The organism is Streptomyces sp. NPDC037401, assembly GCF_055602345.1.
Genome location: NZ_JBVJWO010000002.1, coordinates 80903 through 106148, shown reverse-complemented (window position 1 = coordinate 106148; position 25246 = coordinate 80903). Strand labels below are relative to the sequence as shown.

Here is a 25246-nt window from a genome sequence, read left to right as displayed (position 1 = left end):
GATTCACGCTCAGCGTGCCGGGCGCCGTACCATTCGCGCCATGGCAAAGGCTCCCGTTCTCACCCCCCAGGCGGAGGACTTCCCCCGCTGGTACCAGGATCTGATCAACAAGGCCGAGCTGGCCGACAACGGCCCGGTGCGCGGCACGATGGTCATCCGACCGTACGGCTACGGCCTGTGGGAGCGGATGCAGCAGGAGATGGACGCGCGCATCAAGGATGCGGGCGCCCAGAACGCGTACTTCCCGCTGTTCATTCCGCAGTCGTACCTGACGAGGGAAGCCGAGCACGTCGAGGGCTTCGCCCCCGAGCTGGCGGTCGTCACGCACGGCGGCGGCAAGGAGCTCGAAGAGCCCGTCGTGGTCCGGCCCACGTCCGAGACGATCATCAACGACTACTTCTCCAAGTGGGTGCAGAGCTACCGCGACCTGCCCCTGCTGATCAACCAGTGGGCGAACGTCGTCCGCTGGGAGATGCGTCCGCGCGTCTTCCTCCGTACGAGCGAGTTCCTCTGGCAGGAGGGCCACACCGCCCACGCCACCTACGAGGACGCCCGCGACTACGCCGCGCACATCCACCGGAACGTGTACGGCGACTTCATGACCAACGTCCTCGGCATCGACGTCGTGCTCGGCCGCAAGACGCCCAAGGAGCGCTTCGCCGGCGCCATCAACACCCTCACCCTCGAGGGCATGATGGGCGACGGCAAGGCCCTGCAGCTCGGCACGAGCCACGAGCTCGGCACCAACTTCGCCAAGGCCTTCAACACGCAGTACCTGTCGAAGGAAGGCAAGCAGGAGCTCGTCTGGCAGACCTCGTGGGGCGTTTCGACCCGCATGGTCGGCGGTCTGATCATGTCGCACGGCGACGACAACGGCCTGCGGGTGCCGCCGCGGCTGGCGCACGTCCAGGTCGTCGTGATGGCCATCAAGGGCGACGAGGCCGTGGCGAAGGTCCGCGAGCTCGGTGCCCAGTTGAAGGCCGCCGGCATCCGGGTGCAGATCGACGACCGCGTCGACACCCCCTTCGGCCGCCGGGCCGTGGACTGGGAGCTCAAGGGCGTACCGGTCCGCATCGAGATCGGCCCCCGCGACCTGGAGGCCGGGACCGCGATGCTGGCCCGCCGGATCCCGGGCGGCAAGACCCCGGTGCAGATCGACGCGCTCGCCGACCTGCTGCCCAAGGTCCTGGACGAGGACCAGGCGCAGCTGCTGCGCGAGTCCCGCGAGCGGCGCGAGTCGCGCACCAGCGACGTGTCGACGATCGAGGAGGCCGCCGAGGCCGCGGCCGCCGGCGGCTGGGCGCGGATCCCGTGGGACGTGCTGGGCCCGGAGGGCGAGGCCAAGCTCGGGGAGCAGGCCGTGACCGTGCGGTGCCTGGTCGCCGAGGACGGCTCGGTTCCCGTCTCGGACGACGCCCCCGGCACGATCGCCATTGTGGCGCGCTCGTACTGACGTGACGACCGCACGCTGAAGTGACGGGAGTGATCCCCCGGACGGAGTCCGGGGGATCTCCTGTACGTACCGACTCCTCCGGAGATATGCGCACCCGCCCTCGTCGGGATGCATGAGTGTGAACTGACTGGTACGTGCAAAAAATTTGGAATGGCCCGGAATCGGAACACCGGGGCACCTCGGCTCGTTGTCACGACGTGAGCACGACACCACCTGTACTCGCCGCAGAGCTGGCGCAGGCGTGGGCCGATATTCAGCGGTACCACCCCGAGCTGCCGGACCTTGCCGCACCCGAGTCATTGATCGGGGAGTCTTCGTCCGCGTGTGGCGCGGAGCTCTCCTTCGAACGACTGCTCCACGAGGCAGTCCACGGAATCGCCGCCGCCCGCGGAGTCCGCGACACGTCCCGGGCGGGCCGCTACCACAACCGCAGATTCCTTGCGATCGCCGAGGAGATGGGCCTGGACCACTCCGAGGAGCCGCACGCGAGCAGCGGATTCTCCCTGGTGACGCTCAACCCCGAGGCCAAGCGGCGCTATCGCCCGACCATGGAGCGCCTGCAGCGCGCCCTCAAGGCGCACACGGTCGCGACGGCCGCCGACACCAAGCGCACCTTCCGCGGACCGGCCGCCCGGCACGGCTCCTCGGGCGGGGGCGTGCGGGTCAAGGCGGTCTGCGACTGCGGGCGCAACGTCCGCGTGGTCCCCTCGGTGCTGGCGCAGGCCCCGATCGTGTGCGGCGGCTGTATGAAGCCGTTCCGCATCCCGGAGGTGGCGGTCACCGCGGCCGCGTCCTGACGCGGCGCAGGCATGTGGCACAATGGCTAGCTGTACTCGACAGTCGCATAGGACCCCTCTCTCCTCCGGCTGACGCGTCCATCGGGCACCCGAGTACCGCAACCCCACGTGGCATCTCATGTGCCCAACCACGTCAAGTTCAGGAGACACCACTCCAGTGGCAGTCAAGATCAAGCTCAAGCGCCTCGGCAAGATTCGCCAGCCGCACTACCGCATCGTCGTCGCCGACGCCCGCACCCGCCGGGATGGTCGCGCGATCGAGGAGATCGGTATCTACCACCCGACGTACAACCCGTCGCGCATCGAGGTCAACGGCGAGCGCGCGCAGTACTGGCTGTCGGTCGGCGCCCAGCCCACCGAGGCTGTGCTCGCCATCCTGAAGCTGACCGGTGACTGGCAGGCCCACAAGGGTCTCCCGGCCCCCGCGCCGCTGCTCCAGCCGGCGACGAAGGAAGACAAGCGTCGTTCCTTCGACGAGTTCGCCAAGGCCCTCGAGGGTGGCGACGCCAAGGGCGAGGCCATCACGCAGAAGGCGAAGAAGGCCGACAAGAAGGCGGACGAGGCTGAGGCCGCCGCCGAGTCGACCGAGGCCTGAGCATGCTCGAGGAGGCTCTTGAGCACCTCGTAAAGGGCATTGTGGACAACCCGGACGAAGTGCAGGTCGCCTCGCGCAACCTGCGCCGCGGGCAGGTGCTCGAGGTCCGGGTTCACCCCGACGACCTCGGCAAGGTGATCGGCCGCAACGGCCGCACCGCGCGTGCCCTGCGTACCGTCGTGGGCGCCATCGGCGGCCGCGGGATCCGCGTCGACCTCGTCGACGTGGACCAGGTCCGCTGAGAAGTTGAATCACCGGCACGGGCCGGGGAGGGCTCTTGAGGCCCGCCCCGGCCCGTCGTCGTCTGAACAGGAGAGAAGAGCGTGCAGCTGGTAGTCGCGCGGATCGGCCGCGCCCACGGGATCAAGGGCGAGGTCACCGTCGAGGTACGGACCGACGAGCCGGAGCTGCGGCTCGGGCCCGGTGCCGTCCTCCACACCGAACCCGCCTCGGTCGGACCGCTGACCATCGAGACCGGGCGCGTCCACAGCGGCCGTCTCCTGCTGCGCTTCGCGGGCGTCAAGGACCGCACCGCCGCCGAGGCGCTGCGCAACACCCTGCTGATCGCCGACGTGGACCCCGCGGAGCTCCCCGAGGAGCCGGACGAGTACTACGACCACCAGCTGATGGACCTCGACGTGGTCCTCGCCGACGGCACCGAGATCGGCCGGATCACCGAGATCTCGCACCTGCCCTCGCAGGACCTGTTCATCGTCGAGCGCCCGGACGGCTCCGAGGTGATGATCCCCTTCGTCGAGGAGATCGTGACCGAGATCGACCTGGAGCAGCAGCGCGCCGTCATCGACCCGCCCCCGGGGCTGATCGACGACCGTGCGGAGGTCGTGTCCGCGCGTGACGCCGAGGCCGAAGCCTGATGCGGCTCGACGTCGTCACGATCTTCCCCGAGTACCTGGAACCGCTGAACGTCTCGCTCGTCGGCAAGGCGCGGGCGCGCGGCCAGCTCGACGTCCACGTCCACGACCTGCGGGACTGGACGTACGACCGGCACAACACCGTCGACGACACCCCGTACGGCGGCGGCCCCGGCATGGTCATGAAGACCGAGCCGTGGGGGGACTGCCTCGACGACGCCCTGGCCGACGGCTACGAGACCGGGGCGCACGGCCCCGTGCTCGTCGTGCCCACGCCCAGCGGCCGGCCCTTCACCCAGGAGCTCGCCGTCGAGCTCTCCGAGCGGCCCTGGCTGGTCTTCACGCCCGCGCGCTACGAGGGCATCGACCGTCGCGTCATCGACGAGTACGCCACCCGCATGCCCGTCTACGAGGTCTCCATCGGCGACTACGTCCTGGCCGGCGGCGAGGCCGCGGTCCTGGTGGTCACCGAGGCCGTGGCCCGGCTGCTGCCCGGGGTGCTGGGCAACGCCGAGTCCCACCGCGACGACTCCTTCGCCCCCGGAGAGATGGCCAACCTCCTCGAAGGGCCCGTGTACACCAAGCCGCCGCAGTGGCGCGGGCGCGGGATCCCCGACGTGCTGCTGAGCGGCCACCACGGGAAGATCGCCCGCTGGCGGCGGGACGAGGCGTTCACCCGTACCGCCCGCAACCGCCCGGACCTGCTGGAGCGCACGCCGGCGTCGGCCTTCGACAAGAAGGACCGCGAGATGCTGAGCCTGCTGGGCTGGTCCCCGGCTCCGGACGGCCGATTTTGGCGCAGGCCGGAGGCCGTGGAAGAATAGGCGGCTGCTGTACGCCCGAGGACGCCCCTGCCACAGGGGGACCGTCGTCCACCGGGTGGTGCGGCTCCCGAATTCTCTACGGAAACCCGCATCGGCGACCTGTGGCGTCGTGCGAAGAAAGCAGACGAAGAACATGTCTTCTCTCCTGGATGGCGTCAACGCCGCCTCCCTGCGTTCGGACGTCCCGGCCTTCCGCCCCGGTGACACCGTCAACGTGCACGTCCGAGTGATCGAGGGCAACCGCTCCCGTATCCAGCAGTTCAAGGGCGTTGTCATCCGTCGCCAGGGCTCTGGCGTCTCCGAGACCTTCACCGTCCGCAAGGTCTCCTTCAGCATCGGCGTGGAGCGCACCTTCCCGGTGAACTCCCCGATCTTCGAGAAGATCGAGCTCGTCACCCGCGGTGACGTGCGTCGCGCGAAGCTGTACTACCTCCGTGAGCTCCGCGGCAAGGCCGCGAAGATCAAGGAGAAGCGCGACAACTGATCGCGTCTCCGGGTCCCGGGGGTGGCCGGATAGGCTCCCCCCGATGGACACCGAAGCACGACTCACGCAGCGCGGCCGCTCTTCCTCCGGAAACGGGGAGGCGCGGTCGCGCTTCGCGCGTTTCCGGCCCGGTACGTCCCTGCTGCCGCGCTCCCCGTGGCGGCGGGCCGGTCTGCTGGGCGCGGTCTGCGCGGTGTTCCTGCTGCTCCTGAGCAGCTTCGTCGTACAGCCCTTCCTGATCCCGAGCCGCTCGATGGAGCCGACCCTGCGCATCGGGGACCGGGTGCTCGTGAACAAGCTGGCGTACCGTTTCGGCGGTGCTCCTGCACGCGGCGACGTGGTCGTCTTCGACGGCGCCGGGTCCTTCCTGGACGAGGCACCGGAGGGCAACCCCGTGGGGGACCTGCTCCACGGCGCGGCCGCGGCGGTCGGCCTCGCGGAGCCGGCCGACACGGACTTCGTGAAACGCGTCGTCGCGGTCGGCGGCGACGACGTGGTGTGCTGCGACGCACGGGGCCGGATGCGTGTGAACGGCGTCCCGGTGGACGAGGCATACCTGTACCCCGGGGACGCGCCGTCGAAGGTGCCCTTCCGGACCGTGGTGCCGCTGGGGACCCTGTGGGTGATGGGCGACCACCGGTCGCAGTCGCGCGACTCCCGGGACCGCCTCGGGAGCCCGGGAGGCGGGATGGTGCCGGTGGAGAAGGTGATCGGGCGGGTCGACTGGATCGGCTGGCCGTTCTCCCGGTGGCGCGCGATCGACGCCGTGGAGGCTTACGGCGGCCCGGCCGCCGCGGCGAGACCCGGCGGGGGCCATGGGTAGCCGGGGCCGGCCCCGCGGAGCCGCGGCGCGCCTGCGGGCGGACGCGGAGGCGGCCACCCCGACCCTGGGGCGTGCGGAGCGGCGCAGGCTGGCCCGGCGGGTCAAGCGGCGGCGGCGTACCCGGCGGGCGGGCGAGCTGCCGCTGCTGGTCGTGGTGGCCCTCCTCATAGCCCTGCTGCTCAAGACCTTCCTGGTGCAGGCGTTCGTCATCCCCTCCGGGTCGATGGAGCAGACCATCCGGATCGGCGACCGGGTGCTGGTCGACAAGCTGACGCCGTGGTTCGGCACCAGGCCGGAGCGCGGGGACGTCGTGGTGTTCAAGGACCCCGGCGGCTGGCTCAAGGACGAGACCCGGCGGGTGGAGCCGGACCCCGTGGGCGTCAAGCAGGTCAAGCAGGTCCTCACCTTCATCGGCCTGCTGCCCTCGGCCGACGAACAAGACCTGATCAAGAGGGTCGTCGGCGTCGGCGGGGACCGGGTGGTCTGCTGCGACGAGCGCGGCAAGGTCACGGTCAACGGCGCCGCGCTCGACGAGCCGTACGTGAACCCGGGGAACTCACCCTCCGACATCAGGTTCGACGTGAAGGTGCCCGCGGGACGCCTGTTCGTGATGGGCGACCACCGGGCGAACTCCGCCGACTCGCGCTTCCACCTGGACGAGCCCCACCAGGGAACGATCTCCGAGGAAGGCGTCGTCGGGCGGGCCGTCGTGATCGCCTGGCCCTTCGGCCACTGGCGGAAGCTGGAGGAGCCGGTCACCTTCCGCTCCGTACCGGAACCAGCGCGCCGGGGGCGCCGTAGGGCCCGGGCCGTCGCATAGTCTGTGCTCTTGGACACGAACTCCCGGATCTCCGGGCTCTTTCGATTCTTCGGGATCGCCGGAGCGCCCGGTTCTTCCGTGGAACGGTCCGGCCCCCGACCCCTGCGGAACTCCCGCTCGTTAGGGGAGTGGAGGGTCCGTGTCTTTCCGGACGCGGGCGGCAGACGGAGTGAGGAGTGGACGTGGGGGATGTGGCGGTCGGCGCACGGTCCGGACGCGAGGAACCCGAAGAGCGGCCGGAGGTTGCTGTGGACAGCGAGGCCGACCGGCCCGGCGGATCCGGTGAGGCCGGGGACGAGGACAGCGGCGAGCAGGACGGCGCCGCGCCCAGGCAGCGTTCCTTCTGGAAGGAACTGCCCCTCCTCATCGGCATCGCGCTGATCCTCGCCCTGCTGATCAAGACGTTCCTCGTACAGGCGTTCTCGATCCCGTCCGACTCGATGCAGAACACCCTGCAGCGCGGCGACCGGGTCCTGGTGGACAAGCTCACGCCGTGGTTCGGGTCCGAGCCCGAGCGCGGCGAGGTCGTCGTCTTCCACGACCCGAACAACTGGCTGGAGGGCGAACCGACCCCGGACCCCAACGCCGTGCAGAAGTTCCTGAGCTTCATCGGCCTGATGCCTTCGGCCGAGGAGAAGGACCTGATCAAGCGGGTCATCGCGGTCGGCGGGGACACGGTCGAGTGCAGCAAGGGCGGGCCGGTCAAGGTCAACGGCAAGGCCCTCGTGGAGCCGTACATCTTCCCCGGGAACACCGCCTGCGACGACAAGCCGTTCGGCCCGTTCAAGGTGCCCGACGACAAGATCTGGGTGATGGGCGACCACCGCCAGAACTCGTACGACTCCCGCTGGCACATGGACGACGCGACCAAGGGCTTCGTGCCGGTGGACAAGGTCGTCGGCCGGGCCGTGGTGATCGCATGGCCGGTGACCCGCTGGGCGACCCTGCCGGTCCCGGACACCTTCGACCAGCCGGGCATCAACAAGGCCGCCGCGGCGGCGCTGGGCGCGGCGCCGGTGGGCGCGGGCCTGGTGGGCGCGCTGCCGCTGGTGCTGTGGCGCCGCCGCAGGGTGACCCGCAGCGAGGGCTGACCCGGAGCGTACTGCCGGGTAGGGTGCCGTCCCAGGTCACGACTCCGGAGTGTGGGGGCGCTGGGATGGGCGGAACGGGCAGTACCGCAGGACAACGACGCGGTGGCGACGGCCACGGCAGACTCGGCAGCGTGCTGTCGGGGATTGCCGTGGCCGTCGGTTTTGCGCTCTTCCTCGGCGGGTTCGTGTGGGGCGCGCTGGTGTACCAGCCGTACACCATCCCCAGCGACTCGATGGTGCCGACCGTGAAGCCGGGCGACCGGCTGCTGGCGCAGCGCATCGACGGCTCCGAGGTGCGCCGCGGCGACGTCGTCGTCTTTACTGATGCGGTGTGGAGCAACGCACCGATGGTCAAGCGCGTGGTCGGCGTCGGCGGCGACACTGTCTCCTGCTGCGGCGAGGGCGGCCGGCTGACGGTCAACGGCACCCCGGTCGACGAGCCCTACCTCGGGCTCTTCAAGGAGAAGGCCTCCGACACCCCCTTCGAGGTCACGGTCCCCGAGGGCAAGCTCTTCCTGCTGGGTGACCAGCGGGGCGCCTCGCTGGACTCCCGGTCGCACATCGCCGAGGCCGGACAAGGATCCGTGTCCCGGTCGGCGGTCACCGCCCGTGTGGACGCGGTCGCCTGGCCCTCGCCGGCGATGGTGGAGCGGCCGAAGGCCTTCGCGGCGCTGCCCGGCGGCATCTCCGCTGCAGGGCCGCTCAAGATGCAGCTGACCGCCGTGGTGGCAGGCGCCCTGCTGGTGCTGGCAGGGGCCGCGTACGGACCGCTGGCGAAGCTCGCCGGCCGGCGCCGCCGCCCCGCCGGCGGAGTGCCGGGCGGGGGGCCGCGGGAGCAGGCCCGTGTCGGCTGACCCGGCGCCCGCTGCGGGACCGCCCGGGGTGCGCAAGGTGTCCCGGGTCGTCCTGCTGGACCCCCGGGACCGGATCCTGCTGCTGCACGGCTTCGAGCCGGCGGACCCCGCCCACGACTGGTGGTTCACCCCGGGCGGCGGCCTGGAGGGCGCGGAGACCCGGGAGCAGGCCGCGCTGCGGGAGCTGGCGGAGGAGACCGGGATCACGGACGTCGAGCTGGGACCGGTGCTGTGGCGCCGGTACTGCTCCTTCCCCTTCGACGGGCGCCGCTGGGAGCAGGACGAGTGGTACTTCCTGGCCCGTACGGAGCAGACCGAGACGGCGCCGGCGGGGCTCACGGAGCTGGAGCGGCGCAGCGTGACCGGGGCCAGGTGGTGGACCTCCGAGGAACTGTCCGCGGCCCGTGAGACGGTGTACCCGACCAGACTCGGCGAGCTGCTCCGCACGCTGCTCGACGAGGGTCCTCCGGGTGCGCCGGTGGTCTTGGCCCCGGAAATCGTTTAGGGGCGTACCGGCCTGGCGCACAATAGGGGGACGCACGGCTGAAGGGGAACATGCCATGAGCGCCGAGGACCTCGAGAAGTACGAGACCGAGATGGAGCTGAAGCTCTATCGCGAGTACCGCGACGTCGTCGGGCTGTTCAAGTACGTGATCGAGACGGAACGCCGTTTCTACCTCACCAACGACTACGAGATGCAGGTGCACTCGGTGCAGGGCGAGGTGTTCTTCGAGGTCTCGATGGCCGATGCCTGGGTCTGGGACATGTACCGGCCGGCCCGCTTCGTCAAGCAGGTCCGTGTGCTGACCTTCAAAGACGTGAACATCGAGGAGCTCAACAAGAGCGACCTCGAGCTTCCGGGTGGCTGAGATATCCACAACGCCTGAGTTGTCCACCAAGATCCACTAGTCGGCTGCGGGTGCGGGATCTTCGGTACCGGAGGTGGTACCGATGGACGCACAGGGCGTTGCGGCGGACACGGCCCGGCAGGCGCTGGGGCGGTACGGCGAGGAGCTGGCCGCGCGGCGGCTGGCCGAGGCCGGGATGACGGTGATCGCGCGGAACTGGCGCTGCCGGAGCGGGGAGATCGACATCCTCGCGCGGGACGGTGACGCGCTGGTGGTGTGCGAGGTCAAGACCCGCCGGGCGGGTCTCTTCGAGCACCCGATGGCCGCGCTGCGGGCGGGCAAGGCCGAGCGGCTCCGAAGGCTGGCGGGCCGCTGGCTCGCGGACCACGGCGGACCCCCGCCGGGCGGGGTGCGGATCGACCTCGTCGGCGTGGTGCTGCCGCGCCGAGGCGCGCCGGTGGTCGAGCACGCCAGGGGGGTGGCCTGAGATGGGCTTCGCCCGTGCGTGCTCCGTGGCGCTGGTCGGTGTGGAGGGCGTCGTCGTGGAGGTCCAGGCCGACCTGGAACCGGGCGTCGCGGCCTTCACCCTGGTCGGGCTGCCGGACAAGACCCTGGTCGAGAGCAGGGACCGGGTCAGGGCGGCCGTGGTGAACTCCGGCGCCGAATGGCCGCAGAAGAAGCTCACCGTGGGGCTCAGTCCGGCCTCCGTGCCCAAGTCCGGGAGCGGATTCGACCTGGCCGTCGCCGCCGCCGTGCTGGGGGCGGCCGAGCGGATCGACCCCGGGGAGATCGCCGACCTGGTGCTCATCGGGGAACTGGGACTGGACGGCCGGGTGCGGCCGGTCCGCGGGATCCTGCCCGCCGTGCTCGCCGCCGCCGAGGCGGGGTACCGGCAGGTGGTGGTTCCCGCGCAGTCCGCCGCCGAGGCCGCGCTCGTCCCCGAGGTCTCGGTCCTGGGGGTGCGCAGCCTGCGCCAGCTGATCGCCGTGCTGACCGACGGTGAGGTGCCGGCGGAGGAAGCGCCCGACCACCCGGGACGGCCCGACGCCATGCTCGCGGGACTGATGGTGCCGGGCGCCGGCGCGGGCAGCGGGCTCTCCGGCGGATCCGGGGAACCGCCCGACCTCGCGGACGTCGCCGGGCAGCGGTCCGCCCGGCGGGCCCTGGAGGTCGCCGCGGCCGGCGGCCACCACCTCTTCCTTTCGGGCCCGCCCGGCGCCGGGAAGACGATGCTGGCCGAGCGGCTGCCCGGGATCCTCCCGCGGCTCACCCGGCAGGAGTCCCTGGAAGTGACCGCGGTGCACTCCGTCGCCGGGATCCTGCCGCCCGGCGAACCGCTGGTGAGCGCACCGCCCTACTGCGCTCCGCACCACTCGGCGACGATGCAGTCGCTCGTCGGCGGGGGGAACGGCCTGCCGAGGCCGGGCGCCGTCTCCCTCGCCCACCGCGGAGTGCTTTTCCTGGACGAGGCGCCGGAGTTCAGCGGCCGCACCCTCGACGCCCTGCGCCAGCCGCTCGAATCCGGGCAGGTGGTCATCGCGAGGGCGGCCGGCGTGGTCCGGCTGCCCGCCCGCTTCCTGCTGGTCCTCGCCGCCAACCCCTGCCCGTGCGGGCGGCACACGTTGCACGGATCCGGCTGCGAATGTCCGGCCTCGGTGATCCGGCGCTACCAGGCCAGGCTCTCCGGGCCCCTGTTGGACCGGGTGGACCTCAGGGTCGAGGCCGAACCGGTCACCCGCTCCGATCTGCTCGGCCAGGGCGGCCGGGGCGAGTCCAGCGCCGCCGTCGCCGGCCGCGTCCGGGAGGCCAGGGCGCGGGCCGCGGCCCGGCTCGCCGACACTCCCTGGTCCATCAACGCCGAAGTGCCCGGACACGAGCTGCGCACGCGCTGGCAGGCCGCCCCGGGGGCGCTGGCCCAGGCGGAGCGTGACATGGAGCGCGGGCTGCTCACGGCACGCGGACTGGACCGGGTGCTCAGGGTCGCCTGGACCGTCGCCGACCTCGGCGGACGGGACCGGCCCGAGGCCCTGGACGTGGCCGTCGCCCTCGAACTGCGCACGGGCATCGCCCGCGGAGCGCAGCTCCTGACGGCAGGTGCGGCATGAGCGGGACCGTGCCCACACAGGAGGAGAGGTTCGCGCGGGCCGCGCTCACGCGGGTGCTGGAGCCGGGCGACGAGCACGGAGGCCGCTGGCTGAGGGAGTTCGGGGCAGTCCCCCTGCTGCGGCTGCTGACGGCGCCGGGCTTCGAGGAGGGCACGCTGGCCGGAGCGGCTCCCGACCGGATCGCCGGATACCGCAGACGGGCCGCGGCCGCAGACCCCGCCGCCGATCTGGCGGCGGCCGAGGAAACCGGCGCGCGCTTCGTGTGCCCCGGCGAACCGGACTGGCCCGGCCAGCTGGACGACCTGGGCGACGCCCGGCCGTTGGGCCTGTGGGTGCGGGGCCGGCCGTCCCTGCGGATGTGGGCCCTGCGCTCGGTCGCCGTGGTCGGAGCGCGGGCCTGTACTCCGTACGGGGCGCACATGGCGGCCACGCTGGCCGCCGGGCTCGCCGAGCGCGGCTGGGTGGTGGTCTCGGGAGCGGCGTACGGCATCGACGGCGCCGCGCACCGCGGAGTGCTGGCCGCGGGCGGGGCGACCGCCGCGGTGCTGGCCTGCGGAGTCGACACCAGCTATCCGCGCGGGCACGCCGGACTGCTGGGGCGGATCGCGGAACAGGGCCTGCTCATCGGGGAGCTGCCGCCCGGCAGCCATCCGACGCCCAGCCGGTTCATCCAGCGCAACCGCGTGATCGCCGCCCTGACCCGGGGGACCGTGGTCGTCGAGGCCGCGTACCGCAGCGGCTCCCTGGTCACGGCCCGCGGAGCGCAGCGGCTGGGACGGCACACCATGGGCGTGCCGGGGCCCGCGACCAGCGGACTCTCGGCAGGCGTGCACGAACTGCTGCGGGGCGAGGGGGTGCTGGTCACGGACGCCGAGGAAGTGATCGAGCTGATCGGGGAGATGGGGGAACTGGCACAACCGCGGCGCGGGCCGCTGTGTGCGCGCGACCTGCTCGACCCGCGCACCGCGCGGGTGCTGGAGGCGCTCCCGGCTGGGCGCGCCGCCGACGCCGCGGAGGTCGCGCTCGCCGCCGCCTCGGACACCGATGAAGTCATCGGCAGACTGTACGAACTTCACTCTCTGGGGTTCGTCGAACGGCAAGGCGACGCCTGGCAGTTGACCACTCGGCGGGATGACCCCGGCAGACAAACCGGCTCCGTCCGGCGAGGCGGTACTTGACCTGGGGCGTTCCGGTGAAAGGGTGAAGCCGATGAGATACGCCGTCTTCCCGGTCTCACCCTCCGGAGCTGCGCACCCGGTGCCGGACCCGGACCGCCCGCGCGTCACCGGGAGCCCGTGCGCCCCCTCGCGATCCCGTACTCTTCGCGCACCGCGACAGTCCAGTCACGCTACGCTCGCAAGGATTCCGAACCGGCCCCGGCCTCCCGCTCAGATCAGCCAGACCACAGCAGAACGGCTCAAGGCGACGCATGCCCCAGCACACCTCCGGGTCTGACCGCGCTGCGGTGCCCCCTGCTGCCCGCGGCAGCGTGCGGCCCACCGCACCCTCGTCCCTGGACGAGCTCTGGCGGTCGTACAAGGACACCGGCGACGAGCGTCTGCGGGAGCAGCTGATCCTGCACTATTCGCCGCTGGTGAAGTACGTGGCGGGGCGGGTGAGCGTGGGGCTGCCGCCCAACGTCGAGCAGGCGGACTTCGTCTCCTCCGGGGTGTTCGGGCTCATCGACGCCATCGAGAAGTTCGACATCGAGCGCTCGATCAAGTTCGAGACGTATGCGATCACGCGGATCCGGGGCGCGATGATCGACGAGCTGCGCGCGCTGGACTGGATCCCGCGGTCGGTGCGGCAGAAGGCGCGGGCCGTGGAGCGTGCCTACGCGACGCTGGAGGCGCAGCTGAGGCGCACGCCCACCGAGGGCGAGGTCGCCTCGGAGATGGGGATCGGCCTGGAGGAACTGCACGCGGTATTCAGTCAGTTGTCGCTGGCGAACGTCGTCGCCCTGGAGGAGCTGCTGCACGTCGGCGGCGAGGGCGACCGGCTCAGCCTGATGGACACCCTGGAGGACACCGCCGCGGACAACCCCGTGGCCGTGGCGGAGGACCGGGAGCTGCGCCGGCTGCTCGCGCGCGCCATCAACACGCTGCCCGAGCGGGAGAAGACGGTGGTGACCCTCTACTACTACGAAGGCCTCACACTGGCCGAGATCGGGAACGTCCTGGGCGTGACCGAGAGCCGGGTGAGCCAGATCCACACCAAGTCGGTGCTCCAGCTGAGGGCGAAGCTGGCCGATGTGGGCCGGTGAGGGCGCCGTCCGTCCGTAAAGTGGAAGGGTGCCCAGGATTCGAGCGGCCTCCGTGGCCGAGCACCGGACGATGCAGCGCGGCGCCCTGCTTGATGCCGCGCGTTCCCTCCTGTCCGAGGGGGGGACGGACGCGCTGACGTTCCCCGCCCTCGCCGAGCGGACCGGGCTGGCCCGCTCCTCCGTCTACGAGTACTTCCGTTCGCGCGCCGCGGTGGTGGAAGAGCTGTGCGCCGTGGACTTCCCGGTGTGGGCGGCGGAGATCGAGGCCGCGATGGAGGCCCAGGAGGCCCCCGAGGCCAAGATCGAGGCCTACGTGCGCAGCCAGCTGTCCCTGGTCGGCGACCGGCGGCACCGGGCCGTGGTCGCGATCTCGGCCGGCGAGCTGGATGCGGGGGCCCGGGAGAAGATCCGGGCGGCGCACGGCGGCCTCATCGCCATGATCGTGGAGGCGCTGGGCGCCCTCGGGCACCGGCAGCCCCGGCTCGCGGCCATGCTGCTCCAGGGCATCGTCGACGCCGCGGTCCGCCGGATCGAGCTCGGTGCGGCCGAGGACCCCGCCGAGGTCGCCGACGCCGCCGTCGCGATGGCCCTGCGGGGCGTCGGCGGCTGACCCGCGGCGGCAGGCTCTCAGGGCAGCAGCGGCAGCGGCAGCGGCAGCAGCCGCGGCTCGGGCCGGGGGAGCAGGGTCAGCGGGTTCAGGTACGTCTCGCCCGCGAGGAGGCCCCAGTGCAGGCAGGACTGCGGGCAGTGGGCGCCCGAGGTGAGGACCGCCACCGGCCGGCCCGCGGTGACCTGCTCGCCCTCCCCGACCAGCGGCCGCACCGGCTCGTACGTCGTGCGCAGCCCGCCCGGGAGGGTGAGGGACAGCACGCCGCGCCCCGCCACCTGTCCGGCGTAATGCACCCGCCCGGGGCCGACGGCCCGCACCTCCGCGCCGACCGGCGCCGCGAGGTCCACCCCGCGGTGTCCGGCGGCGTACGGAGTGGGCGGCGGCTGCCACCACCGCAGCACCCGCAGCGGGGCGGGCAGCGGGCGGGCCGCCGCGGAGTGCGCGGGCGGCGGCAGCAGCGTGAACAGCAGGGCGAGGGCGAGTGCGGTCATGGCCCCACGCTGCCGCGACGGGCCGGTCCGGCGGGCCGGCCTGTGGACGGCGGGGCCGCTGTGGACAGGCACGTCACCCGGCACGGGCACGGGTCCCGTACACTTCTTGTGGCGATCCGGGTCACCGGGTCGACTTCGCACGCCCCGCCACCCGGCCCGCAAGGGCAGGTGGCCGCGCTCCTCGGTCCCTCGTGGCACGGCGCGTCGGGGCGTCAGGCGCGGCAGCCGTCCGGCAGTCGCGATAACCGAGCACCTCAAGGAGTACGGCCATGGCCGTCGTCACGATGCGGGAGCTGCTGGAAAGCGGCGTCCACTTCGGTCACCAGACCCGTCGCTGGAACCCGAAGATGAAGCGCTTCATCTTCACCGAGCGCAACGGCATCTACATCATCGACCTGCTCCAGTCGCTGTCGTACATCGACCGCGCCTACGAGTTCGTCAAGGAGACCGTCGCGCACGGCGGCTCCATCATGTTCGTCGGCACCAAGAAGCAGGCGCAGGAAGCGATCGCCGAGCAGGCGACCCGCGTCGGCATGCCCTACGTGAACCAGCGCTGGCTGGGCGGCATGCTCACCAACTTCTCCACCGTCTACAAGCGTCTGCAGCGCCTCAAGGAGCTCGAGCAGATCGACTTCGAGGACGTGGCCGCCTCCGGTCTCACCAAGAAGGAGCTCCTGGTCCTCTCGCGCGAGAAGGCCAAGCTGGAGAAGACCCTCGGTGGTATCCGCGAGATGCAGAAGGTGCCCAGCGCCGTCTGGATCGTCGACACCAAGAAGGAGCACATCGCCGTCGGTGAGGCGCGCAAGCTCCACATCCCGGTCGTCGCGATCCTCGACACCAACTGCGACCCCGACGAGGTCGACTACAAGATCCCGGGCAACGACGACGCGATCCGCTCCGTCACCCTGCTCACCCGCGTGATCGCCGACGCCGTCGCCGAGGGCCTCATCGCCCGTTCCGGCGTTGCCGCCGGTGACTCGAAGCCGGGCGACAAGGTCATCGGCGAGCCGCTCGCCGAGTGGGAGCGCGACCTGCTCGAGGGCGAGAAGAAGGCTGACGACGCCGTCGAGGCTCCGGCCGCCGACGCCGCCGCTGCCGAGGCTCCGGCTGCTGCCGAGGCCCCCGCCGCCGAGGCCCCCGCCGCCGAGGCCCCGGCCGCGGACGCCGAGCAGGCCTGACCCACTGAGAGCGCCCCGAGTTCACGCTCAGGGCACTCACAGCACGGACGATGACGACGGGGGACGGTGCCACAAGCGCCGGCCCCCGCCGTTCACCCGTAGATCTACGACTTCGAGAGAGAATCACAGACTCATGGCGAACTACACCGCCGCTGACGTCAAGAAGCTCCGCGAGCTCACCGGCGCCGGCATGATGGACTGCAAGAAGGCCCTCGACGAGGCCGACGGCAACGTCGACAAGGCCGTCGAGGCGCTCCGCATCAAGGGCCAGAAGGGCGTCGCCAAGCGCGAGGGCCGTTCTGCCGAGAACGGTGCCGTCGTCTCCGTCCTCGCCGACGACAAGACCTCCGGTGTCCTCGTCGAGCTGAAGTGCGAGACGGACTTCGTCGCCAAGGGTGACAAGTTCCAGGCCGTCGCCAACACCATCGCCGCGCACGTCGCCGCGACCTCCCCGGCCGACATCGAGGCCCTGCTGGCCTCGGAGATCGAGGCCGGCAAGACCGTCCAGGCGTTCGTGGACGAGGCCAACGCCAACCTGGGCGAGAAGATCGTCCTGGACCGCTTCGCGCAGTACGCCGACGGCTTCGTCACCGCGTACATGCACCGCACGATGCCCGACCTGCCCCCGCAGATCGGTGTTCTCGTCGAGCTCGACAAGGACAGCGACGTCGCCCGCGGCATCGCGCAGCACATCGCCGCGTTCGCGCCGAAGTACCTCTCCAAGGAGGACGTGCCGGCCGACGTCGTCGAGTCCGAGCGCCGCGTCGCCGAGGAGACCACCCGCGCCGAGGGCAAGCCCGAGGCCGCCCTGCCGAAGATCGTCGAGGGTCGCCTCAACGGCTTCTTCAAGGACGCCACGCTGCTCGGCCAGCCGTACGCGCTGGACAACAAGAAGTCCGTCCAGCAGATCCTGGACGAGGCCGGTGTCACCCTGAAGCGTTTCACCCGCATCAAGGTCGGCATCTGAGTCCGTCCGTACGCGACGGACACCGGACCCCGGTAGGGTCTGAAGCAGTCGCCCGCGTTCGCGCAGGACGACCGCAGATCTGACGAGGAGGCCATTGCCGTAGAGGGAACCGCAAGGACCCACCGGCAATGGCCTTCTTCGTATGTGCACGAGGAGATCTCCATGAATCAGGGCGTGGACCCCCACACCGCTTCCGAAGACCAGAGCGACCACGACAAGAAGGGCCGCCGCTTCATGCTGAAGCTGTCGGGCGAGGCCTTCTCCGGCGGCGGCGGACTGGGTGTCGACCCCGACGTCGTGCACGCCATCGCGCGCGAGATCGCGGCCGTCGTCCGCGACGGCGCCGAGATCGCCGTCGTCATCGGCGGCGGCAACTTCTTCCGCGGCGCCGAGCTGCAGCAGCGCGGCATGGACCGTGCCCGGTCCGACTACATGGGCATGCTCGGCACGGTCATGAACTGCCTTGCCCTCCAGGACTTCCTGGAGAAGGAGGGCATCGACTCCCGCGTCCAGACCGCCATCACGATGGGCCAGGTCGCGGAGCCGTACATCCCCCTGCGTGCCGTACGGCACCTGGAGAAGGGCCGCGTCGTCATCTTCGGCGCCGGCATGGGCATGCCGTACTTCTCCACCGACACCACCGCCGCCCAGCGCGCCCTGGAGATCGACGCCGAGGCGCTTCTCATGGGCAAGAACGGCGTGGACGGGGTCTACGACTCCGACCCCAAGACCAACCCGGACGCGGTGAAGTTCGACGCGCTCGAGTACGGCGAGGTGCTCTCCCGCGACCTCAAGGTCGCCGACGCCACCGCCATCACGCTGTGCCGTGACAACAAGCTGCCGATCCTCGTGTTCGAGCTCCTGGCGGAGGGCAATATCGCCCGCGCCGTCAAGGGTGAGAAGATCGGCACGCTGGTGAGCGACCAGGGCACCCGGGCCTGAGTCTCCGGGCCCCCCGCCCCCGCCCGAACCATCCACTCAAGACATGCAGGAGCACGTGGTGATCGAAGAAATCCTCCTCGAGGCCGAGGAGAAGATGGAGAAGGCCGTCGTGGTCGCCAAGGAGGACTTCGCCGCGATCCGCACCGGCCGTGCGCACCCGGCGATGTTCAACAAGATCGTGGCGGACTACTACGGTGCCATCACGCCCATCAACCAGCTCGCGTCCTTCTCGGTGCCCGAGCCGCGCATGGCCGTGGTCACCCCGTTCGACTCGAGCGCGCTGCGCAACATCGAGCAGGCCATCCGGGACTCCGACCTGGGCGTCAACCCCAGCAACGACGGCCGTATCATCCGGGTGACCTTCCCCGAGCTCACCGAGGAGCGCCGCCGCGACTACATCAAGGTCGCGCGCACCAAGGCCGAGGACTCGAAGGTCTCCATCCGCTCCGTGCGCCGCAAGGCCAAGGACGCCCTCGACAAGCTCGTCAAGGACAAGGAGTCCGGCGAGGACGAGGTGCGCCGCGCGGAGAAGGAGCTCGACGACACCACCGCGAAGTACGTCGCGCAGGTCGACGAGCTGCTCAAGCACAAGGAAGCCGAGCTCCTCGAGGTCTGATGAACGACTCTCCCTGGGTGGCCTCGCCGGGCGCCGGATTCTCCGGCGGCCGGCAGCCGTCCGACCTGGGGCCTGTCCCGGAGACGGTTCCGGCGGGTCCCGCATACGATGCGCTGGCGGGCCCGCACACTCGGCCCATGCCCATCGTGCCCGACCGCTTCGGAGACCCGGAAGCACGCGACCGGGGGGTTGCTCAGCCGAGCGCCCCCCTGTTCCGCGACGAGACGCCGCTGCAGGAGCCCATGCCCACGCCGCCCCCTTCGCCGGCCCCCCAGGCCTCGCAGCCGCCGCAGAAGAAGCGTGCGGGGCGGGATCTGCGTGCCGCCATAGGGGTCGGCGTCGGCCTCGGCGCGGTCATCTTCGCCTCGCTGTTCATCGTGAAGGCGGTCTTCGTCGGCGTCATCGTCGTCGCGGTGGTCGTCGGCCTCTGGGAGCTGACCTCCCGGCTGGCCGAGCGCAAGGAGATCAAGGCGCCGCTCGTCCCGCTCGCGATCGGCGGCGCGGCGATGGTCGTCGCCGGATACGTACGCGGTGCCGAGGGCGCCTGGGTCGCCATGGCGCTCACCGCGCTGGCGGTGCTCGTCTGGCGGATGACCGACCCTCCCGAGGGCTACCTGAAGGACGTCACGGCGGGTGTCTTCGCGGCGTTCTACGTGCCGTTCCTGGCCACCTTCGTGGCGATGCTGCTCACGGCCGACGACGGTCCGCAGCGCGTGGTCACCTTCCTGGTGCTCACGGTGGTCAGCGATACCGGGGCCTACGCCGTCGGCTGGCGCTTCGGCAAGCACAAGCTCGCGCCGCGCATCAGCCCCGGGAAGACCCGCGAGGGCCTGCTCGGCGCTGTCGCGTTCGCCATGGGCGCCGGCGCGCTGTGCATGGAGTACCTCATCGACGGCGGCTCCTGGTGGCAGGGCCTGCTGCTGGGCCTCGCGGTCGCGGTCAGCGCCACCCTCGGCGACCTGGGCGAATCGATGATCAAGAGGGACCTGGGCATCAAGGACATGGGCACGCTGCTGCCGGGCCACGGCGGCATCATGGACCGGCTGGACTCGCTGCTGCCCACCGCTCCGGTGGTGTGGCTGCTGCTGGCGCTCTTCGTCGGCACGGGCTGAGCAGGATCCGCGTCCGGCGGAGCCGCAAACCGGGCACTGTATCCTGAAGGGCGCGCCACTTTCGAGTGGCGCGCCTTTTCCGTCCCGCGACCGCGCGGACGGACCCCATGAGGTCTCCCGGCTCCGGTCGAGCCATCCGTCCGCTCCGCTCCGCGGAGGCGCGCCCAGGCCTCGCCGTACCGAGGAGTACCTTCCATGGCCCCCCGTCCCGCACCGGGCGAGCTGACCTTCGTCGCGCCCCGCGGCGCCAAGAAGCCGCCGCGCCACCTGGCCGACCTCTCGCCCGCCGAGCGCCGTGAGGCCGTCGCCGCGATCGGCGAGAAGCCCTTCCGTGCCAAGCAGCTCTCGCAGCACTACTTCGCCCGGTACGCGCACGACCCGGCCGAGTGGACCGACATCCCCGCCGCCTCCCGCGAGAAGCTCCGCGAGGAGCTGCTCCCGGACCTGATGTCCGTGATCCGGCACATCAGCTGCGACGAGGACACCACCCGCAAGACCCTGTGGAAGCTGCACGACGGCACGCTCGTCGAGTCCGTGCTGATGCGCTACCCGGACCGGGTCACCATGTGCATCTCCTCGCAGGCCGGCTGCGGTATGAACTGCCCCTTCTGCGCCACCGGCCAGGCGGGCCTCGACCGCAATCTGTCCACGGCCGAGATCGTCCACCAGATCGTCGACGGCATGCGCGCCCTGCGCGACGGCGAGGTCCCCGGCGGGCCGGCCCGGCTGTCGAACATCGTCTTCATGGGCATGGGCGAGCCGCTCGCCAACTACAAGCGCGTCGTCGGAGCGATCCGCCGCCTCACCGACCCCGAGCCCGACGGCCTCGGCCTGTCCCAGCGCGGCATCACGGTCTCGACCGTCGGCCTGGTCCCGGCCATGCTGCGCTTCGCCGACGAGGGCTTCAAGTGCCGCCTCGCGGTATCACTGCACGCTCCGGACGACGAGCTGCGCGACACCCTCGTGCCCGTGAACACGCGCTGGAAGGTCCGCGAGGTCCTCGACGCCGCCTGGGAGTACGCCGAGAAGTCCGGCCGCCGCATCTCCATCGAGTACGCGCTGATCCGCGACATCAACGACCAGGCCTGGCGCGGCGACCTGCTGGGCCGCCTGCTCAAGGGCAAGCGGGTCCACGTCAACCTCATCCCGCTGAACCCGACGCCGGGTTCCAAGTGGACCGCCTCCCGTCCCGAGGACGAGCGGGCGTTCGTGCAGGCCATCGCCGCCCACGGGGTGCCGGTGACCGTGCGGGACACCCGTGGTCAGGAGATCGACGGAGCCTGCGGCCAGCTGGCCGCCTCCGAGCGCTGAGTGCCGGTTCGGGCCCGGGGTACCCTGGGCCCGAACCAATTGCATATTCCGACAGGGGAGCGCCACAGCGCTGAGAGTGCGGAGCCGTCAGTCCGCAGACCCTCTGAACCTCGCCCGGGTCATTCCGGGTAGGAAGTTCGGTCATCACACCTCAAGCTGTTGCGCCCTGCCCGGCGTCCGCTCGACAGAGCGCCGGTGCGGGGCCGCGTCTTCTCCTGGTCACTCCAGGAGGAATGTTTCCGTGAGCACCACCAAGAGAATGGCGGGCGCCGCGCTCGCCGCGGCCCTCGGCGTCAGCACGCTCGCCGCCTGCGGCGGCAGCGACGGCAAGGACAAGGGCGACGCTTCGAGCCCCGCCGCGAAGATCAAGGAAGTCAGGCTGGTCAGCCACGACTCCTTCAACGCCACCCCGGCGGTCCTGAAGGAGTTCGAGAAGGAGACCGGCTACACCGTCAAGGTCCTCAAGAGCGGGGACGCGGGCGCCGCGCTCAACCAGGAGATCCTGACCAAGGGCTCCCCGCGCGGCGACGTCTTCTTCGGCGTCGACAACACCCTGCTCTCGCGCGCGCTCGACAACGGCATCTTCACCCCGTACGAGGCCAAGGGCCTGGCCGGGATCCCCGAGCACTACCAGCTCGACAAGGCGCAGCACCGGGTCACGCCGATCGACTCCGGCGACATCTGCGTCAACTACGACAAGAAGTACTTCGCGGACAAGAAGCTCGCCCCGCCGCAGACGCTGGACGACCTGGCCGAGCCCGCGTACAAGGACCTGCTGGTCGTCGAGAACGCCGCGACCTCGTCGCCCGGCCTCGGCTTCCTCCTCGCCACCGTCGGCAAGTACGGCGAGAAGGGCTGGGAGGAGTACTGGGGCAAGCTGAAGGCGAACGGCGTCGAGGTAGTCGACGGCTGGGAGCAGGCGTACAACGACCGCTTCTCCGGCTCCGCGGGCGGCAAGAAGGCCAAGGGGGACCGGCCGCTGGTCGTCTCCTACGCCTCCAGCCCGCCGGTCGAGGTGCTGTACGCCGAGCCGCAGCCGAAGGAGGCCCCGACGGGCGTCTCCACCGGCACCTGCTTCCGCCAGACCGAGTTCGCGGGGCTGCTCAAGGGCGCCAGGAACGAGGCCGGCGGCAAGGCGCTGCTGGACTTCCTGGTGAGCAAGAAGTTCCAGGAGGACATGCCGCTGAACATGTTCGTGAACCCGGTGCTCAAGGACGCGAAGCTGCCCGAGCTCTTCACGAAGCACGGCGTCGTGATCGACAAGCCCGAGAACGTGACTCCGGACCGGATCGCCGCGAACCGTGAGCAGTGGGTCAAGGCATGGACCTCGCTCGTCCTGAAGTAGCAGGCACGAAGAGGCGCAGGCCCCCGGGGAGCAGAGAGAATCCGGGGGCGGGGCGGGCCGCGGCCGTCAGGCTGGGTCTGATGGCCGTCCCGCTCGTGTTCTTCGGGATCTTCTTCGCCTACCCCGTGGCCGCGATCGTCGGCCGCGGGTTCAAGACCGACGAGGGCTGGCAGTTCGGGCGGTTCGGCGAGGTGCTGGCCCGCCCGGACATCGCCGAAGTGCTCTGGTTCACCACCTGGCAGGCGCTGGCGTCGACCGTGCTCACCCTGCTGATCGCGCTGCCCGGTGCCTATGTCTTCGCCCGCTTCGAGTTCCCCGGCAAGCAGCTGCTGCGGGCGGTGGTGACCGTGCCGTTCGTGCTGCCGACCGTGGTGGTCGGCACCGCCTTCCTGGCGCTGGTCGGGCGCGGCGGACTGCTCGACGAGCTGTGGGACGTCAGGCTCGACACCACGGTCTGGGCGATCCTGCTGGCGCACGTCTTCTTCAACTACGCGGTGGTCGTACGGACCGTCGGCGGGCTCTGGGCGCAGCTCGACCCGCGCCAGGAGGAGGCCGCCCGGGTGCTGGGGGCGGGCCGGTTCGGCGCGTTCCGGCGGGTGACGCTGCCCGCGCTCGGGCCCGCGGTGGCCGCGGCCGCCCTGATGGTCTTCCTCTTCACGTTCAGCTCCTTCGGCGTCGTGCAGATCCTCGGCGGACCGGCGTACTCCACCCTGGAGGTGGAGGTCTACCGGCAGACCGCGCAGCTCCTGGACCTGCCGACCGCGGCCGTCCTGACGCTGGTGCAGTTCGCGGCCGTCGGGATGATCCTCGGCGTGCACGCGTGGACGGTGCGGCGGCGCGAGAGCACGCTGAGGCTCGTCGATCCCGCGCGGACCGCGCACCGGCTGCACGGGCCGGCGCAGCGGGCGCTCCTGGGGGCCGTACTGCTGAGCATCGTGCTGCTGATCCTGCTGCCGCTGGGTGTTCTCGTCGAGCGGTCCTTCGACACCTCCGGCGGCTACGGCCTCGGCTTCTACCGGGCCCTCCAGGACCCCGACGCCACCGGCACCTTCGTCGTACCGCCCCTCGAGGCCATCCGGAACTCCCTCCAGTACGCGCTGGCCGCGACCGGCATCGCGCTGCTGATCGGCGGGCTCGCGGCCGCGGCGCTGACCCGGCGTGGCGGGCGGCTGGTACGCGGCTTCGACGCGCTGCTGATGCTGCCGCTCGGGGTGTCGGCCGTGACCGTCGGCTTCGGCTTCCTGATCACCCTCGACGAGCCGCCACTGGACCTGCGGACCTCGTGGATCCTGGTGCCGCTGGCGCAGGCGCTGGTGGGGGTGCCGTTCGTGGTGCGGACGATGCTGCCGGTCCTGCGCGCGGTCGACGGGCGGCTGCGGGAGGCCGCGGCGGTGCTCGGAGCCTCGCCGCTGCGGGTGTGGCGCGAGGTCGACCTGCCGCTGGTACGGCGGGCGCTGCTGGTCGCGGCCGGGTTCGCGTTCGCCGTCTCGCTGGGCGAGTTCGGCGCGACGGTGTTCATCGCGCGGCCCGACCATCCGACCCTGCCGGTGGCCGTGGCGCGGCTGCTGGGGCGGGCCGGCGAGCTCAACTACGGGCAGGCGATGGCCCTGAGCACCATCCTCATGCTGGTGTGCGCGGTGTCGCTGCTGGCGCTGGAGCGCCTGCGACCCGACCGAACCTCCGGAGAGTTCTGATGACGCTGCAGCCCCTGCTGGAGATCGAGGGGGCGACGGTGCGGTTCGGCGACCGGGCCGTCGTCGACTCCGTCGACCTGTCGGTCGCCGAGCACGAGACCGTGTGCGTGCTCGGGCCCAGCGGCAGCGGGAAGTCCACGCTGCTGCGGGTGGTGGCCGGGCTCCAGCCGGTGGCGGCGGGCCGGGTGCTGCTGGACGGCGCGGACCAGTCGCCGGTGCCCGTGCACCGGCGCGGGGTGGGCCTGATGTTCCAGGACCACCAGCTCTTCCCGCAGCAGGACGTGGGCGGCAACGTCGCCTTCGGGCTGCGGATGCGCGGGGTCGGCCGGGCCGAGCAGCAGCGCCGGGTCGCCGAGCTGCTGGAACTGGTCGGGCTGCCGGGGGCGCAGCGGCGGGCGGTCTCCTCGCTGTCCGGCGGTGAGCAGCAGCGCGTGGCCCTGGCCAGGGCGCTGGCCCCGCGGCCGCGGCTGCTGATGCTCGACGAGCCGCTAGGCCAGCTGGACCGGGGGCTGCGGGAGCGGCTCGTGGTGGAGCTGCGCGGGCTGTTCGGCCACCTGGGGACGACGGTGCTCGCGGTCACGCACGACCAGGGCGAGGCCTTCGCGCTCGCCGACCGGGTGGTGGTGATGCGGGACGGCCGGATCGCCCATGCGGGTACCCCGCTGGAGGTGTGGCAGCGGCCCGCATCGGAGTTCGTGGCCCGCTTCCTCGGCTTCGACAACGTCGTCCCGGGCACGGTGGCCGGGGCCGCCGCGGACACGCCCTGGGGCCGGATCCCGGTGCCGGAGGGGACGCCGGACGGGGAGTGCCGGCTGCTGGTGCGGCCCGCCGGCGTCCGGCTCGTACCCGCGGGGGAGGGCCTCGGCTGCGTGGTGGAGGCCCGAACCTTCCGCGGGACGCACGTGGCGCTGCGGCTGCGGCCCGACGGCGGACCGGTGCTGGAGGCGGAGTGCGAGCTGCGCGAGGCACCGGAGGCGGGGGAGCGGGTGACCGCCGCCTTCACGGCCTCCGAGGTCGTCGTCCTGCCGGAGGCCTGAGGAGCACGCGGGGCGGGGGGGGGGGGGGGGGGGGGGGGGCCCCCCCCCCCCCCCACCCCCCCCCCCCCACCCCCCTCGCCCCCCCCTTTGGGGGAGGGGGGGGGGGAGGTCGCG

The 25246-nt window shown here is 71.5% G+C and carries 28 protein-coding genes; 27 read left to right on the top strand and 1 reads right to left on the bottom strand.

Annotation, left to right across the window (positions count from 1 at the left end; all coding sequences use genetic code 11):
* The first annotated feature begins 40 nt into the window (after positions 1 to 40).
* From proS to ACZ7H1_RS01930, 18 genes are all read left to right on the top strand, one after another.
* Positions 41 to 1453, top strand: a complete 1413-nt coding sequence (proS, locus tag ACZ7H1_RS02015; RefSeq protein ID WP_470782900.1) for a proline--tRNA ligase — start codon at positions 41 to 43, stop codon at positions 1451 to 1453.
* 197 nt (positions 1454 to 1650) lie between these two features.
* Complete coding sequence (locus ACZ7H1_RS02010; RefSeq protein WP_470782898.1) at positions 1651 to 2250, top strand: hypothetical protein; 600 nt, start codon at positions 1651 to 1653, stop codon at positions 2248 to 2250.
* Between the two features lie 157 nt (positions 2251 to 2407).
* Positions 2408 to 2845 carry a 30S ribosomal protein S16 gene (rpsP, locus tag ACZ7H1_RS02005; protein WP_150207121.1) on the top strand — a complete coding sequence of 146 codons (438 nt, stop codon included), beginning with the start codon at positions 2408 to 2410 and terminating at the stop codon, positions 2843 to 2845.
* A gap of 2 nt (positions 2846 to 2847) precedes the next feature.
* On the top strand, positions 2848 to 3087 hold the full coding sequence (locus ACZ7H1_RS02000; RefSeq protein WP_030011889.1) for an RNA-binding protein: 240 nt from the start codon (positions 2848 to 2850) through the stop codon (positions 3085 to 3087).
* A gap of 81 nt (positions 3088 to 3168) precedes the next feature.
* Positions 3169 to 3720 (top strand): ribosome maturation factor RimM, encoded by a 552-nt coding sequence (gene rimM / locus ACZ7H1_RS01995; RefSeq protein WP_470782897.1) that lies wholly within the window; start codon positions 3169 to 3171, stop codon positions 3718 to 3720.
* On the top strand, positions 3720 to 4541 hold the full coding sequence (trmD, locus tag ACZ7H1_RS01990) for a tRNA (guanosine(37)-N1)-methyltransferase TrmD (protein ID WP_470782895.1): 822 nt from the start codon (positions 3720 to 3722) through the stop codon (positions 4539 to 4541). Before rimM ends, trmD begins: the two co-directional genes overlap by 1 nt.
* 133 nt (positions 4542 to 4674) lie before the next feature.
* Positions 4675 to 5025 carry a 50S ribosomal protein L19 gene (rplS, locus tag ACZ7H1_RS01985; protein WP_470782893.1) on the top strand — a complete coding sequence of 117 codons (351 nt, stop codon included), beginning with the start codon at positions 4675 to 4677 and terminating at the stop codon, positions 5023 to 5025.
* 43 nt (positions 5026 to 5068) lie between these two features.
* A complete protein-coding gene (gene lepB, locus ACZ7H1_RS01980; RefSeq protein ID WP_470782891.1) occupies positions 5069 to 5848 on the top strand; it encodes a signal peptidase I in 780 nt (259 codons plus the stop codon).
* A complete protein-coding gene (gene lepB, locus ACZ7H1_RS01975; protein WP_470782890.1) occupies positions 5841 to 6668 on the top strand; it encodes a signal peptidase I in 828 nt (275 codons plus the stop codon). The genes lepB (ACZ7H1_RS01980) and lepB (ACZ7H1_RS01975) overlap by 8 nt, the downstream gene beginning before the upstream one ends.
* A gap of 191 nt (positions 6669 to 6859) precedes the next feature.
* Positions 6860 to 7759 carry a signal peptidase I gene (gene lepB / locus ACZ7H1_RS01970; protein ID WP_470783162.1) on the top strand — a complete coding sequence of 300 codons (900 nt, stop codon included), beginning with the start codon at positions 6860 to 6862 and terminating at the stop codon, positions 7757 to 7759.
* A gap of 65 nt (positions 7760 to 7824) precedes the next feature.
* A complete protein-coding gene (gene lepB, locus ACZ7H1_RS01965) occupies positions 7825 to 8613 on the top strand; it encodes a signal peptidase I (RefSeq protein WP_470782889.1) in 789 nt (262 codons plus the stop codon).
* A complete protein-coding gene (locus ACZ7H1_RS01960; RefSeq protein ID WP_470782887.1) occupies positions 8603 to 9118 on the top strand; it encodes an NUDIX hydrolase in 516 nt (171 codons plus the stop codon). The genes lepB (ACZ7H1_RS01965) and ACZ7H1_RS01960 overlap by 11 nt, the downstream gene beginning before the upstream one ends.
* A 55-nt stretch (positions 9119 to 9173) precedes the next feature.
* Positions 9174 to 9482, top strand: a complete 309-nt coding sequence (locus ACZ7H1_RS01955) for a DUF2469 domain-containing protein (protein ID WP_003965949.1) — start codon at positions 9174 to 9176, stop codon at positions 9480 to 9482.
* A gap of 82 nt (positions 9483 to 9564) precedes the next feature.
* On the top strand, positions 9565 to 9948 hold the full coding sequence (locus tag ACZ7H1_RS01950) for a YraN family protein (protein WP_470782885.1): 384 nt from the start codon (positions 9565 to 9567) through the stop codon (positions 9946 to 9948).
* 1 nt (position 9949) lies between these two features.
* Positions 9950 to 11566: a YifB family Mg chelatase-like AAA ATPase gene (locus tag ACZ7H1_RS01945; protein WP_470782883.1), complete on the top strand. Its 1617-nt coding sequence runs from the start codon at positions 9950 to 9952 to the stop codon at positions 11564 to 11566.
* Positions 11563 to 12744 carry a DNA-processing protein DprA gene (gene dprA / locus ACZ7H1_RS01940; protein WP_470782882.1) on the top strand — a complete coding sequence of 394 codons (1182 nt, stop codon included), beginning with the start codon at positions 11563 to 11565 and terminating at the stop codon, positions 12742 to 12744. The genes ACZ7H1_RS01945 and dprA overlap by 4 nt, the downstream gene beginning before the upstream one ends.
* A 251-nt stretch (positions 12745 to 12995) precedes the next feature.
* On the top strand, positions 12996 to 13829 hold the full coding sequence (gene whiG, locus ACZ7H1_RS01935) for an RNA polymerase sigma factor WhiG (protein ID WP_470782880.1): 834 nt from the start codon (positions 12996 to 12998) through the stop codon (positions 13827 to 13829).
* Between the two features lie 70 nt (positions 13830 to 13899).
* The gene (locus ACZ7H1_RS01930) at positions 13900 to 14439 is read left to right on the top strand and encodes a TetR/AcrR family transcriptional regulator (protein ID WP_470783160.1); all 540 of its coding nucleotides are present in this window, start codon (positions 13900 to 13902) and stop codon (positions 14437 to 14439) included.
* A gap of 17 nt (positions 14440 to 14456) precedes the next feature.
* On the opposite strand, the gene ACZ7H1_RS01925 is transcribed toward ACZ7H1_RS01930, so the two are convergent.
* Positions 14457 to 14930: a peptidoglycan DD-metalloendopeptidase family protein gene (locus tag ACZ7H1_RS01925; RefSeq protein WP_470782878.1), complete on the bottom strand. Its 474-nt coding sequence runs from the start codon at positions 14928 to 14930 to the stop codon at positions 14457 to 14459.
* A 269-nt stretch (positions 14931 to 15199) separates the two neighbouring features.
* On the opposite strand from ACZ7H1_RS01925, the gene rpsB reads away from it, so the two are divergent.
* From rpsB to ACZ7H1_RS01880, 9 genes are all read left to right on the top strand, one after another.
* The gene (gene rpsB, locus ACZ7H1_RS01920) at positions 15200 to 16108 is read left to right on the top strand and encodes a 30S ribosomal protein S2 (RefSeq protein ID WP_470782876.1); all 909 of its coding nucleotides are present in this window, start codon (positions 15200 to 15202) and stop codon (positions 16106 to 16108) included.
* 133 nt (positions 16109 to 16241) lie between these two features.
* Positions 16242 to 17075 (top strand): translation elongation factor Ts, encoded by an 834-nt coding sequence (gene tsf / locus ACZ7H1_RS01915; protein ID WP_470782874.1) that lies wholly within the window; start codon positions 16242 to 16244, stop codon positions 17073 to 17075.
* A 162-nt stretch (positions 17076 to 17237) separates the two neighbouring features.
* Positions 17238 to 18017, top strand: a complete 780-nt coding sequence (gene pyrH / locus ACZ7H1_RS01910; protein ID WP_470782872.1) for a UMP kinase — start codon at positions 17238 to 17240, stop codon at positions 18015 to 18017.
* 58 nt (positions 18018 to 18075) lie between these two features.
* Complete coding sequence (gene frr, locus ACZ7H1_RS01905; protein WP_470783159.1) at positions 18076 to 18633, top strand: ribosome recycling factor; 558 nt, start codon at positions 18076 to 18078, stop codon at positions 18631 to 18633.
* The gene (locus ACZ7H1_RS01900) at positions 18633 to 19745 is read left to right on the top strand and encodes a phosphatidate cytidylyltransferase (RefSeq protein ID WP_470782870.1); all 1113 of its coding nucleotides are present in this window, start codon (positions 18633 to 18635) and stop codon (positions 19743 to 19745) included. Before frr ends, ACZ7H1_RS01900 begins: the two co-directional genes overlap by 1 nt.
* Positions 19746 to 19940: 195 nt before the next feature.
* Positions 19941 to 21056, top strand: a complete 1116-nt coding sequence (gene rlmN / locus ACZ7H1_RS01895) for a dual-specificity RNA methyltransferase RlmN (RefSeq protein WP_470782869.1) — start codon at positions 19941 to 19943, stop codon at positions 21054 to 21056.
* Positions 21057 to 21297: 241 nt separating this feature from the next.
* On the top strand, positions 21298 to 22401 hold the full coding sequence (locus ACZ7H1_RS01890; RefSeq protein ID WP_470782868.1) for a thiamine ABC transporter substrate-binding protein: 1104 nt from the start codon (positions 21298 to 21300) through the stop codon (positions 22399 to 22401).
* Between the two features lie 80 nt (positions 22402 to 22481).
* Complete coding sequence (locus tag ACZ7H1_RS01885; protein ID WP_470782866.1) at positions 22482 to 24095, top strand: ABC transporter permease; 1614 nt, start codon at positions 22482 to 22484, stop codon at positions 24093 to 24095.
* On the top strand, positions 24095 to 25132 hold the full coding sequence (locus ACZ7H1_RS01880; RefSeq protein ID WP_470782864.1) for an ABC transporter ATP-binding protein: 1038 nt from the start codon (positions 24095 to 24097) through the stop codon (positions 25130 to 25132). Before ACZ7H1_RS01885 ends, ACZ7H1_RS01880 begins: the two co-directional genes overlap by 1 nt.
* Positions 25133 to 25246: the final 114 nt, after the last annotated feature.